A 13,576-nucleotide genomic window follows, 5' to 3' on the forward strand; every position below is an offset into this window, starting at 1 on the left:
GTTTCTATGGGGGCAAAGATACAATTTGTAATGAATAGTAGCCTCATTATTCCAAATTTATTACCTTTGCACCGTCTTAAAAAACTGAAATTAGAAAAAAATTAGAAAGATGAAAGCGTACGTATTTCCCGGTCAGGGGGCACAGTTCGTAGGTATGGGCAAAGACCTCTACGATAATAATACTCTTGCTAAAGAGATGTTTGAGAAGGCTAACGAGATCCTTGGTTTCCGTATCACGGATTTAATGTTTGCCGGAACAGACGAGGATCTGAGACAAACCAAAGTTACTCAACCAGCGATCTTCTTACACTCTGTCATTCTCGCGAAAACATTAGGTGATCAATTCCAACCGGATATGACCGCAGGTCACTCATTAGGAGAATTCTCTGCCTTGGTAGCTGCCGGAGCATTGTCTTTCGAGGACGGCTTGGTATTAGTTTCCAAACGTGCCATGGCTATGCAAAAGGCTTGCGAGGCAACTCCCTCTACAATGGCCGCCGTATTAGCCTTGCCGGACGCAACGGTTGAGGAAATTTGCGCGAGCATCAAGGACGAGGTAGTGGTTTGCGCTAACTATAATTGCCCGGGCCAATTGGTAATCTCCGGCTCTATCCCCGGTATCGATCAGGCTTGCGAGAAGTTATTGGCCGCAGGCGCTAAGCGTGCCTTGAAATTGAAAGTAGGTGGAGCGTTCCATTCTCCATTGATGGAACCAGCTCGTACTGAGTTGGCTGCCGTTATCGAGGCTACGACGATCAATAAACCTTCTTGCCCGGTTTACCAGAACGTAAGCACGAAAGCCGAGACTTGCCCGGAAACAATTAAGACTAACTTGATCGCACAGTTAACCGCCCCGGTACGTTGGACCCAAAGCGTACAGAACATGATCGCCGACGGTGCCACTCATTTCATCGAGTTAGGCCCGGGTGCCGTTCTTCAGGGATTGGTTAAAAAGATCAATAAGGAAATGACTACGGAAGGTATGCAATAATTTACCTTTCAATGTAATAGGATAAAAGTCCGAAAAGGATGGAGGGTGATTTTCCTCGTCTTTTCCGGACTTTTTTATATACGATGATGATTCGAAAAGATCTTGAATGCTAAACTAATCAAAGGCCAACGTTGTTTTATACTATAAACACAATTCAGAATATAGAAAATGGAAACAATACAACAGAAAAATAGGATTATCCTACTTTGGCCGGATGGAGCGCCCACTAGTAATGGATTGGCCGGCGTAGAATTGGAAGATGCCCCGAATGCCATATCCAATATATCGAACCCTTCCCTATTGGTTTATCCGGCGACGAAGCCGAATGGCAAGGCGATCTTGATGTGTCCGGGTGGCGGACTTTCCAAGATTTCGATCGGACATGAGGGGCGTGATATGGCCGCATGGTTTAACGCACAAGGTATTACTTATGCCGTATTGAAATACCGGATGCCGAACGGACATAGGGAAGTTCCTCTGGACGATGTTCGCCAAGGTCTCCGCATCCTCCATAATTACTCGGAAGAGTGGAAGATTACGAAGGTCGGTGTCATGGGTGCCTCCATTGGCGGTTATATCGCCGGGCATGCCGCAATATTCGGGGTAGACGACTCACGTCCGGATTTCCAAATACTCCTTTATCCGGTTATCAGTATGCTACCTCATTTAACGCACCTTAAATCGAGGGAACGGCTATTAGGAGCGAATCCCACGCATGAGGAAGAGGAAGCTTTCTCTTTGGAATTGCACGTAAACTCACTGACACCTCCCGCCTTTATAGCGTTGGCTTCGGATGACGAGGCGGTTAGCCCGGAGAATAGCGTGCTTTATTATCTCGCTTTGCTAAAAAACAAGGTGTCCGCCTCCTTGCATATTTATCCAAAGGGCGGCCATAGTTTTGGGTTCCGGGACAACTTCGTATACAAACGTCAATGGACTGACGAACTGGAGAAATGGCTAAGCACGATTGAGTAAATCTCAAAAAAACGGTGCCACACAAATAAATGCGTGACACCGAAAAAGTATATATAAAACAGACCAAGCAGGTTCGCTATTTAGCGTTCCACCAAAGTGGAGTAGTCGTCAAGTCCGGGCCGCCCAAAAGCTGGAGAGCTTGCGCATAACCCGCTTGATTATTCGTTTGGATATTCGCCGGATAACGATAACGTTTCGGGTAGAAATCCCAACGGCATTCCTTAGAGGTAGCGACCGTCAAAGGAACTTGATTCAATGGGTTGTAATCCTTCTCTACCGCTTGGTTCTCGAAGAAAGGAAGACCTAAACGACGATGATCGCTCCAAGCCTCTTCCGGCAACCAAGGAACTTGCGCTATATATTTCTGGGTGATAATCTTCGTAAGGGCGTCATTATTATAAGCGCCATTCCGATAGATCGAGTTATGGGGATATTCATACGTACGGCTTTTTACCTCCTTCGTATAGGGGTCCGTATAACGGATCGTATATGATTTCGCCTCTGTCGTATGGTCGAAAGCGACGGAAGTACCTACACGGTTGTATTTCTGAGACGATAGGTAATCACCGACTTGGCTCAATAAGCCATGATACTCAAAACTAGCCGTAACACCAGACTCATAATTGGATTTAGCCGTTCCCGGAACTTTCCAGCCTTTCACCGCAGCCTCCGCCAATAAGAAGTAACTTTCCCACGGGCCGAAGAAGACACGCTTATTGGTGCTCATTCGATATTGTTTCGATATAGAGGGATAATTATAATTCTTACCTGTCAGCTCACTTACCAGACCGGCTTTCACGTCCCATTCTCCGGCGACCCAAGTGCCCCACGTATATTTCGGATCGATCATCAACATATTCTGGGTATTATCCGCCGGATTCTTCAAGTGAACCGGCTTCACCTCGCTGGCCGCACCGATATAATCGGAATAAACCACACCATCATCCCAGCCCACTACACTAAACAACTTCGGGGCACGGGGATCTACATATTGAGGTATACCGTCGAAATAGAAACCGGCGCACGGATCATTCGTCGTCAGCGGGAAGTGCTGGTTCAAATATAAACCTTGATAATCGTATGGATTCTTCAAATGGCTTTTTAAGGAGTCCGGCAACGGAAATTCCTGTCCACCCAAACCAACTACCAAGTTCTTAAACGTCACGGACATCGCCTGCCCATTCCAAGGACGAGACATCACGCTCGTCAGCTCATCCCAACCCTCTTTCTCCTGCACGGAAGCGATATCGGTTGGCTCGGAAATAAATGTCTTAGAGGCGGCATCCTCAAATTCCGCTCTCGCCAAGGCAGGATCGACAGCCGAGATACGCATCGCCAAACGCATACGCAAAGAGTTGGCGTACTTTTTCCATTTCGTAACATTTCCCGCATAGAAAGCATCCTCGTTAGCCATAGCGGACATATCCAAGGAGGGGTCTAACGCAGACTCAGCTTCCCGTAACTCTTTCAATATAAATTGATAGATAGCTTCTACACTATCGTACTCAGCCGGTACACCGGAGAAAGCGGCCAACGCAGGGATCGGCCCGAAACCGTCAGCTACTTCCGAGTTCAAGTAAGCACGCCAGATACGGGACATCTGGATCACGTTCTTATAATAAGGATAGGTATCCGCCTCGCCATTGGCAACCATCTGCTCTCCTAACTGGATCGCTTTGGTCACTTGATTCAGCCAACCTACGGCGTAATCATTACTCAAGTAGATCGTACTATAATCATTGTTATCCGTACCGATCGTAAAACCACTTCCCCTATTGAAACGGGAAGCACGGTCCCAGTACAAGATAAAGATACGCTCGGCTATCTCTGGGTTCATCTGGTCTCCCATGATAGAGGCATTCAGGAACCATTGGGGCTTCACCTTATCCTCTCCCACAAGATTCGGGTCCTCATTGATCTCCTGAAAGTCATTACAGGAAGAAAGAAGAGCAGCCACCGATACCAATCCGGTAAAAAGTATATTTCTTGTTTTCATCTTCATCATTTTTATCGTAATTCAAATTATCATGTATTCCATTAGAATCCCACGGTTACGTTAAACGTATAGGAACGGCTGGTCGGCGCGGCTCCATTCTCGAATCCGGTAGCGTTGGTATTCGTGGCGGCAACGGACTCGGGGTCGATACCCGGCAAGTTATAATGGATCATCCAAACATTGTTACAAGTAGCGGATAGACGTACACGCTGGAAAGGCGTTTTCTTCAACATCTGTCGATTGAACTCGTAGCCAAAGGTGATATTACGCAAACGGACATTGGTGGCGCTATAGGTATAAACCTCTGGTAAACCATAATTTCCGGTAGACCCAATACGCTCCCAATAGTTCTGGGGAGTGACGGCGACCGTATTCTCCGCATAACCACTACCCTGTTGAACCACGGTATTCGGTACCACGAATTCGGCACGATCACCATTCACCACTGTTCCGGCGGCGTTACCCCGGGTATACAGGTTGGAGGCTGTCGCCGAATAGATGCTACCACCGATACGGAAGTCTATCAAGAAGCTCAGGTTAAAACCTTTATAAGAGAAATTATTGGTCCAACCCATCATCCAATCCGGACTCTGGTTTCCTACTTTCGACTTCTCGGTAGAGATCAAAGGCAAACCATCATCACCTACGACGATCTTTCCATAGTGAGGACTATTCTCATCGGTCACACGCATAAAGGTCTGCCCGTAGATCTCACCATAATAACCACCTACCGGAGCTACGATCTGGATAGCGTCGAACGTCTTTATATCATATAGATTCACGCCCTCGTATAATTCCTTGATCTTATTCCGGTTCAAGGAGAACTGCGCCGTAGAGCTCCAGCTCAATCCGGCGGGATTGTCTAGAATCGTACCGTTCAAGGAGATCTCCAAACCCTCGTTCTGAATGTTACCCGCGTTAATCTTACGGGAAGCATAGCCGGAGAACGGGTCCATCGGTAAATCCAGTAACTGGCGGGTAGCGTTGGACTTATACCAAGCGGCATCCAAGCCTAACCGGTTATTGAAGAAACGGATATCGAAACCGGCCTCCCATGATTTAATCAACTCACTACGTACATCCGAGTCGTAAAGTACCTTACCCGGTTTCGCCGTCGTATTCCCGTTGGGGTCCTTGCCTACAGAGTAGAAGTTATATAATTGATACGGGTCCAAGTCGTTACCTACCTCAGCGAAGGAGGCACGTACCTTAGCGAAAGAGAACCAATCCGGCATGCTTCCGCCAATCTTCGGCAACATATCGGAGATCACCGCAGACAAGCTGACAGACGGATAGAAATAAGAGCGGTTGGCTTTCGACATCGTAGACGACCAATCGTTACGTGCCGTAACATCCAAGAACAGATAACCATCCCAGTTCAACTGCAACGACCCGTACAAGGAATTCATACGACGGCGGATCAACTCGGAAGTGACCGTCGGCTTATTCACGCCATTATTCAGCGAGAACAAGTTCGGCACCAACAACTCTCCGGCAGAAGCGTTCATCTTATTACGTTGCTGGAGCATCAAGTTACCACCGAAAGTAACGAAGCCTCCCAGCCGATCGATCAAGTTATCCTTCCGGGCCGTAGCCAAGAAACTGAAGTTATTCTCATAGAAGGTCTCCGATCCCTCGGTATACAGACCTCTCGGACTGGTATTACCACCGGCATATACTTTCTCGCTCTTCGTCGTGGTATAATAATCCGTACCACCTCTCAACTCAATATCGAACCAATCGGTCGGGGCATATTTCAAGGAGATATTTCCTAACAAACGGTTACGGGTATCCTCGTTCTGGCGATAACGGGTCACCCAATAAGGGTTCTCCTGCGGATTCTTGGAGGCATCATACCAAATCATATTGCCTTGCTCATCCACGTCATCCTCAAACTCACGGATATTCAAGGAACGAGGCAGGTTATAGATCGTATTGAAAGCGTTCGAGGGATTCACGCCCTGAATCGGGCGGTTATGCGCGTTTTGATTGATATAATTCACCTTGGCATCTACTTTCCACTTTTCCGCCTCATCCAAGAAAGTGGTGGCACGCAAGGTAATATTCGTCTTGTTTAGTTTTGAGCGTGGGGTGATACTAGCATCGTCGGAACGGTTTACGGAGGCGAATACCGCCGTACCCTTTATGTTCTGCTGGAAGCTGACACCCTCGTTAAAGGAGGTTCCGGTGCGGAAAAAAGCGTCGATATTATCATAAGTATGCAGAGGGATTTGGTTGCCTCTCCAATCGGTTACCATTTGTCCCATGGCTTTCGGTCCCCAGCTAAGGCGGGATTGGTTATCGTAAACGCCCACGGAGCCTTGTCCGAAGTCGTTCTGTAAATCAGGTTTCAGGAAAATCGTCTCGGCGGTGATACCGGCGTTGATCGTAATACCGAGTCCCTCGTTCTTACGTCCGGACTTGGTAGTGATCAAGATCACGCCGTTACCGGCACGTGAGCCATAAAGGGCGGCGGCGGAAGCACCCTTCAATACCGTCATGGACTCGATATCTTCCGGGTTGATATCCGAAAGGCCGTTACCCATGTCCGCTCCGGAGTTACCCCATACATCATCCACGCCACCGGTGAAGTTATCCATCGGGGTACCGTCTACGACGATCAAGGGCTGGTTGCTACCCGTCAAGGAGTTGTTACCACGAAGTACGATCTTAGAAGACCCTCCTACGCCATTGCTTGAACGGACGATCTGCAAACCGGAAACCTTACCGGAAAGGGAGTTCGCCAAGTTCGGCTCACGGGAGGCCAAGAGGTCATCCCCTTTCAACTCCTGCATGGCATAACCCAAGGCTTTCTTATCCCGTTTCATACCCAAGGCGGTCACCACCACCTCATCGAGTTTCTGGGTATCTTCCACGAGTTTAACCGTAATCTCGGACTGGCCAGTATACGGGATGTCTTGCGAGGTATAACCGATAAACGATATCTGTATGATATCCCCTTTCTTCACGTTATCCAAGGTAAAATGTCCGTCCAAGTCGGTCATAGTACCATTGGTAGTTCCTTTCACGATTACGGACGCCCCGGTAACGGGTCCTAAGGCATCCTCAACTATTCCCGACACCTTTGCGTTTTGCTGTGAAATGTCAACCCTCGGAATCCCGGACATAGGCGTGGCGTATAAGTTTCCCGAGAACCCAAGCGCCCCTACCAACAGGATTAAGCTGACTGGTCTGAATCTTTTCAACATAACTACTGTTTTTTGTTTATTTTTCTAGACAATGTTTTAGTTTTTGCGTCAACAAATGTCATTTATCCTGTATAAACATAAAAAGGGCAGATATGTTTTGAGTTTAACATATACAAGAGGTAACTGGTGAGGATACCGCAACTACTCTCTCCTTACAGACAAAACGAATAAGAGTTATCCTTACTAACATCCATAAAAAATTGATTTACAGAAATTTTAACCAAAGGATAACCAAACCGTAAAAGAGGCAGGAAGCCGTTAGTTATTCACTTCAGAAGCCAATAAAAGTTCCAGTTTACCCATACAAATCATCACCACAAAAAAAAGAAGGCGTACCGACATTTACATCGATACGCCCTTTTCTCGTAAGAATATTATTCTCTATAATTTCCGAATCAGTTACAATACAAAGTTGTCAAAAGACAAGAAAAGACAAGAAGTAGATATCTTTATTTCCTATAAAGTCTAATAAGCATGAATAGTAATCGTCAGCACATCACCATTCTTGTCTGTGACACAAAAAACAGCCGAGTCCCCTTTACTTGCACTCTGTGTCCAAATTAACGCAAAACGTCCAGACCCACCGGGATTAAATTGAATATAGTCACTACCACTCATTTTTTGCCACAAGAAATCTCCAGTAGAAGGTTGAGTAAAACGAATTTCCACTGATTTCCCAGCTTCAATACCAATTGAATTACTAGTCCTAGGTTCTCCATCCGCAAAAAGCGCTAGATTACCACTGTCTTTTACATAATAACCATCTATTTGGGCATTGCAAAAAACACTAATTGTTCCAAATAAAAACAATACCATTAATAACTTTCTCATAACTGTAAAATTTAAAAGTTTAACATTAAAAACATAAATCCTCACGTTGAATGATGATACATCCCAACGTGAGGATTCCTATTATTTTGCAGTAAAAATACTATTCATATTATTTCATATTCCACCACAAAGAAGTTGTCGTCATGTTCGGACCACCAAGTCTTTCTAAAGCTTGGTTATACCCTTCCAAGTTATTGGTTTGAAGAACTGCCGGGTAACGAAGACGCTTCGGGTAGAACTCTACTTTACATTCCTTGCAAGTAGCAGGAGTTAACAACACTTGGTTAGTTGGATTGTAAGCAGCCTCTACAGCTTGATTCTCGAAGAACGGCAAACCTAAACGACGGTGATCAGACCACACTTCCAAAGGCAACCAAGGATTCTGAGCGATGAACTTCTGCGTAATGATCTTAGTCAATGCATCATTATTATACTGACCATTCTTATAGATCGTATTTTTAGGATACTCATAAGTCGTTGTCTTATTCTGTTTCGTATATGCATCGTAATAGTTGATCGTATAAGCCTTAGCCTCTACCGTATGATCGAAAGCTACAGATGTTCCTACACGGTTATAAGCCTTAGATTGCAAATATTCTAAGAGTTTATCGGAAACACCGTTATATTCAAAACTAGCGGCGATACCTTTCTCATAATTATCCTTTGCGCTACCCGGAACATTCCAACCATAAACCGCAGCTTCCGCTAACAAGAAATAACTTTCCCACGGGCCAAACCATACACGTTTGTTCGTGCTATGACGGAACTTATCAGCCAAAGAAGGGAAGTTGTAGTTATAACTTGTATAGTCACCAACTAAACCGGCCTTATCGTTCCAGTTTCCGGCAACAACGGTCGTCCAAGAATATTTCATGGGAAGTTTTACTTCCGGCGCGGAAACTTTTTGTCCGGTCAGCACATCCGTATAATCTCCCGCAATCAATGTTATCTCATCCTTTACCTCGGAAGCGGCACCTATATAAGAAGGATAAACCACTCCGTCATCATACCCCGGAATGCTATACAACTGAGGCGCACGAGGATCGATATATTGTGGGATACCATCGAAAAAATAGCCCGCACAAGGATCATTTGTGGTTGTTGGGAAATGCAGGCTGACATTCTGGCCTAAGTAAGTATAAGGATCTTTCAAATTGGATTTCAACTCATCAGGAACAGGAAATTCCACACCGCCTAGTCCCACTACGAGATTATTGAAAGTAGTAGACATCGCTTGGTTATTCCAAGTTCTTGTCATGACACCTGTATACGGATCCCATCCATCTTTCTCCGCAACCTGGGCGATATCATCCATAGAGGCGATAAACTCACCCTTGGCAGCATCCTCAAACTCAGCTTGCGCCAAAGAAGGATTGACCGCAGTCAAACGCATCGCTAGACGCATACGCAAAGAGTTTCCATACTTTTTCCATTTCTTTATGTCACCACCAAAAAACGGATCATATTTGGACATCGCACTCATATCAATGCTCTCATCCAAAGAAGCGACCGCCTCTTTCAACTCTTTCAATATATAGGTATAGATATCCTCCACCTTATTATATTCTCCAGGAACACCGGTAAAAGCAGATAACGCCGGTATCGGGCCAAAGTTATCAGACAATTCAGAGTTCAAATAAGCTCTCCAAATACGAGCCATATTCGGGATATTCCGATAATAAGGATAGGCATTATCCACATCTAATTTGATTTTCTCCTCTCCGACCTCTATCGCTTGATTCGCCTTATTCAACCAACCTACACCATACGAGTTCGAAGTCAAGTATAATCTATTATAGTCATCATTATCCGTACCGATTGCGAAACCGCTACCCCGATCAAAACGAGCAGCCCGCTTCCAATACAAAATAAAAATACGTTCTGCTATTTCAGGGTTCATTTGAGCATCTCCAATGGAGCCATTCAAGAACCATTCCGGTTCCACTTGCTCCAAATCAGCCTTATTCGGGTCTTTGTTGATATCCTCAAAGTCATTACAACTTGTAACCGTTGTCAATGAAGCGACCGCCAAGGCTCCTAATATAATGATATTTTTCGTTTTCATATTATCTCCTTTCTATTAGAATCCTACAGTTAAATTAAATGTATAAGAACGATTTGTAGGCGCGCCACCATTCTCGAATCCTACCGCATTCGTATTTGTAGCTGCCACAGATTCAGGATCGATACCCGGCAAATGAGAAACAATCATCCATACGTTATTACAAGTCGCGGACAGACGCAACTTTTGGAACGGGGTTTTCTTCAACAAATTCTTATTGAACGTATATCCTAAAGTAATATTTCTCAAACGGATATTCGTAGCGTCATACGTAAACACCTCCGGCAAACCATAGTTTCCTGAAGAAGCGATACGCTCCCAATATCTTTGAGGCGTAACAGCGACATCATTCTTCACATACTCATCACCTTTTTTCATGATTGAGTTTGGAACCACGAAATCAGCACGATCACCATTCACAACCGTTCCGGCAGCGTTACCATTCTTATGCAAAGAAGAAGTCGTCGCCGAGTAAATCTCACCACCTATACGGAAGTCGATCAAGAAACTCAAATCAAAACCCTTATAAGAGAAATTATTCGTGAGACCAAGCATCCAATCCGGGTTCTGATTACCGATCAACTCTTTATCTGTCGTAATCAAAGGAAGACCATCTTCACCTACCACGACCTGCCCATTGTGGCGAACAAATTTCTGTCCATAAATATCACCATATTTACCACCTTCGGTAGCGGCAATCTGTAAGACATCCACAGTCTTGATATCATAGACAGTCACCCCTTCGGTTAATTCCAAGATCTTACTTCTATTCAAAGAGAAATGAGCTTGCGCATCCCAGTTAAACCCACTAGCAGTCTGCATAATAGCACCATTCAACGAAAGTTCGAAACCTTGGTTCTGGATATTACCCGCATTCACTTTTCGAGATTCATATCCGGAAAAAGCATCCATCGGAATATTCAGCAACTGATTGGTCGCATTTGTCTTATACCAAGCGGCATCAATACCAAAACGGTTATTGAAGAAACGTAAGTCGGCACCAACCTCCCAAGACTTGATCAACTCACTCTTAACCGAAGAGTCAAACAAGGTACTTCCGGCAGAAGCCATACTATTACCATTAGCATCCTTAGAAATTGTATATACATTATATAACTGATAAGGATCCAAATCATTACCTACCTCAGCGAAAGAAGCACGCACCTTCGCGAAACTAAACCAATCAGGCATACTTCCTCCGTTTTTCTGTACCATATCAGAGATTACAGCAGATAAGCTAACAGAAGGATAGAAATAAGAACGATTCTCTTTTGACATAGTGGATGACCAGTCATTACGTGCCGTAACATCCAAGAACAACCAACCATCCCAGTTCAACTGGAGAGATCCGTACAAAGAGTTCATTTTACGCTGGGTCAAAGAAGATGTAATAGAAGGTTTATCAACACCATTATTGACATCAAACAAATCAGGAACCAACAACGTTCCCGCACTTGCATTCATTTTGGTACGTTTCTGCTGCATGATGTTACCACCAAATGTAACAAAACCACCCAATTTGCTGATCAAATCATCCTTACGCGCCGTAGCCAAGAAGCTAAAGTTATTCTCATAGAATGTCTCAGAACCTTCAGAATAGCTACCTTCCGGCTTCGTATTACCTCCTGAATATAACTTTTGAGTAGTCGTGGTAGTATAATAGTCAGTACCTCCTCTCAGCTCGATATCAAACCAATCCGTAGGAGCATATTTTAAAGAAGCATTTCCTAAAATACGATTACGCGTATCGTCGTTCTGACGGTATTGAGTTACCCAATAAGGGTTCTCCTGTGGACTATTACTTTTATCATACCAAACCATTTTCCCTTGATCATCCACACAGTTCTCAAAATCAAGAACATTCAAAGAGCGAGGCAAATTATAAACGGTTGAAAATGCGTTGGATGGGTTTATACCAATGATCGGACGATTATGGGCGTTTTGGTTTACATAGTTCACCTTCGCATCCACCTTCCATTTCTTAGCCTCATCCAAAAATGAGGTAGCACGTAACGTTAAATTCGTCTTATTCAGACTTTGCTCTGGGGTTACACCCGAGTCATCTTGGCGATTGAAAGAAAAGAACATAGAGGTTCCATTCACATCTTGCTGGAAACTTACGCCTTCATTGAAAGAGGTACCTGTACCAAAGAAAGCGCCAATATTGTCATAAGCGGCCATTGGCACTTGACGTCCGTCATACGTAGTAATAGTCTGTCCTTCAATCCTCGGACCCCAGCTCAGATTGGTTTGGTCATTGTAAGCACCAACAGAACCCTGTCCGAAAGAACTTTGCAGTTCCGGCAACATAAAAGGAGTATCCGCCGTAACTCCAAAGTTCACATTGATACCCAGACCATCATTCTTCTTTCCTGATTTCGTCGTAATCAAGATAACACCATTACCGGCACGAGAACCGTAAAGAGCGGCAGCGGAAGCACCTTTCAATACAGACATAGACTCGATGTCTTCTGGATTGATATCCGAAAGACCGTTACCCATATCCGTACCGGAGTTACCCCAAGCATCATCTACACCACCGGTGAAGTTATCCATCGGAGTACCATCTACAACTACCAACGGCTGATTAGAACCCGTCAAAGAGTTCGCACCACGAAGTACAATCTTCGAAGAACCGCCTACACTACCACTAGAACGAACGACCTGCAAACCGGAAACCTTACCGGACAACGCATTGGCGATATTGCTCTCGCGAGAATCCAGCAAAGCGTCTCCCTTCAACTCTTGCATCGCATAACCCAAGGACTTCTCAGATCGCTTCATGCCTAAGGCCGTAACCACGACCTCATCCAATTTCTGGGTGTCTTCCGCTAATTTGATAACGCCTACCGGTTGGCCGGTATACGTAATTTCCATGGTGGAGTAACCAATGAATGAGATTTGGATTACATCACCATTCTTGACACCTTCCAAGGTGAAATTACCGTCCATATCGGTAATCGTACCATTGGTCGTGCCTTTCACGACAACTGACGCTCCGGTCACTGGGCCGAAATCATCTTCCACTGTACCTGTTACTTTCCCGTTTTGCTGGGAGATAGAGGCACCTTGCTCAACAGGTGCGATGTTGGCATACATGCTTCCCGAGAAGCATAACGCACCCGCACATAGAATTAAGCTGACAGGTTTAAAGTTTTTCAACATAACTGATGGTTTTATTGATAAATAATTAGACAATGTCTTGGCGAAACATTTGTCTTTTAAAATTATTCACATACATACACTCACTCCTGAGTTCTAGCGTAATTAAGTTCAAATAAAAAATGGGCTAACTATCGGAGTCCTACATGAACTTTTCTTAAGTAGAAGTTATTTTATTTAGTTGGCGCCAAAATACCTAGCACATTTTATATCGGAGGCAAAGATATGAAATATTCATTATATTGTGTTATTATAATTAAATAAATCTTTCCTTATTTTTATGTTTTACAATATAAAATTAGAAATATAAACGGTTTTAAGTTAAAATCGACTTGAGTTCATGTAGAACT

General features: G+C 44.5%; 7 protein-coding genes. 2 read left to right on the forward strand and 5 right to left on the reverse strand.

From position 1 onward, the window contains the following. Positions 1-109: 109 nt before the first annotated feature. Positions 110-991, forward strand: coding sequence for an ACP S-malonyltransferase (gene fabD, locus CI959_RS20765; protein ID WP_095231527.1), 882 nt, complete (start codon positions 110-112; stop codon positions 989-991). Between the two features lie 168 nt (positions 992-1,159). Then, entirely contained in the window at positions 1,160-1,966 is an 807-nt protein-coding gene (locus CI959_RS20770; RefSeq protein WP_057316985.1) for an alpha/beta hydrolase, read from the forward strand. 76 nt (positions 1,967-2,042) lie between these two features. On the opposite strand, the gene CI959_RS20775 is transcribed toward CI959_RS20770, so the two are convergent. The 5 genes from CI959_RS20775 to CI959_RS20795 form a co-directional block, all read right to left on the reverse strand. Then, complete coding sequence (locus CI959_RS20775; RefSeq protein WP_034527023.1) at positions 2,043-3,962, reverse strand: SusD/RagB family nutrient-binding outer membrane lipoprotein; 1,920 nt, start codon at positions 3,960-3,962, stop codon at positions 2,043-2,045. 41 nt (positions 3,963-4,003) lie between these two features. Further along, complete coding sequence (locus tag CI959_RS20780) at positions 4,004-7,171, reverse strand: SusC/RagA family TonB-linked outer membrane protein (RefSeq protein ID WP_008779508.1); 3,168 nt, start codon at positions 7,169-7,171, stop codon at positions 4,004-4,006. Positions 7,172-7,636: 465 nt separating this feature from the next. After that, on the reverse strand, positions 7,637-8,002 hold the full coding sequence (locus CI959_RS20785; protein WP_005858269.1) for a hypothetical protein: 366 nt from the start codon (positions 8,000-8,002) through the stop codon (positions 7,637-7,639). 109 nt (positions 8,003-8,111) lie between these two features. After that, positions 8,112-10,067, reverse strand: coding sequence for a SusD/RagB family nutrient-binding outer membrane lipoprotein (locus tag CI959_RS20790; RefSeq protein ID WP_008779507.1), 1,956 nt, complete (start codon positions 10,065-10,067; stop codon positions 8,112-8,114). A gap of 15 nt (positions 10,068-10,082) precedes the next feature. After that, positions 10,083-13,229: a SusC/RagA family TonB-linked outer membrane protein gene (locus CI959_RS20795; RefSeq protein WP_011966586.1), complete on the reverse strand. Its 3,147-nt coding sequence runs from the start codon at positions 13,227-13,229 to the stop codon at positions 10,083-10,085. Positions 13,230-13,576 lie beyond the last annotated feature (347 nt).

This window comes from Parabacteroides sp. AT13, assembly GCF_002272965.1.
Taxonomy (GTDB): domain Bacteria; phylum Bacteroidota; class Bacteroidia; order Bacteroidales; family Tannerellaceae; genus Parabacteroides; species Parabacteroides distasonis.

Bases quoted from the DNA above. Each gene is read 5' to 3' on its own strand.
- CI959_RS20780 (WP_008779508.1), bottom strand. From the start codon at position 7,171: ATGTTGAAAAGATTCAGACCAGTCAGCTTAATCCTGTTGGTAGGGGCG.
- CI959_RS20790 (WP_008779507.1), bottom strand. From the start codon at position 10,067: ATGAAAACGAAAAATATCATTATATTAGGAGCCTTGGCGGTCGCTTCA.
- CI959_RS20795 (WP_011966586.1), bottom strand. From the start codon at position 13,229: ATGTTGAAAAACTTTAAACCTGTCAGCTTAATTCTATGTGCGGGTGCG.
- CI959_RS20770 (WP_057316985.1), top strand. From the start codon at position 1,160: ATGGAAACAATACAACAGAAAAATAGGATTATCCTACTTTGGCCGGAT.
- CI959_RS20775 (WP_034527023.1), bottom strand. From the start codon at position 3,962: ATGAAAACAAGAAATATACTTTTTACCGGATTGGTATCGGTGGCTGCT.
- fabD (WP_095231527.1), top strand. From the start codon at position 110: ATGAAAGCGTACGTATTTCCCGGTCAGGGGGCACAGTTCGTAGGTATG.
- CI959_RS20785 (WP_005858269.1), bottom strand. From the start codon at position 8,002: ATGAGAAAGTTATTAATGGTATTGTTTTTATTTGGAACAATTAGTGTT.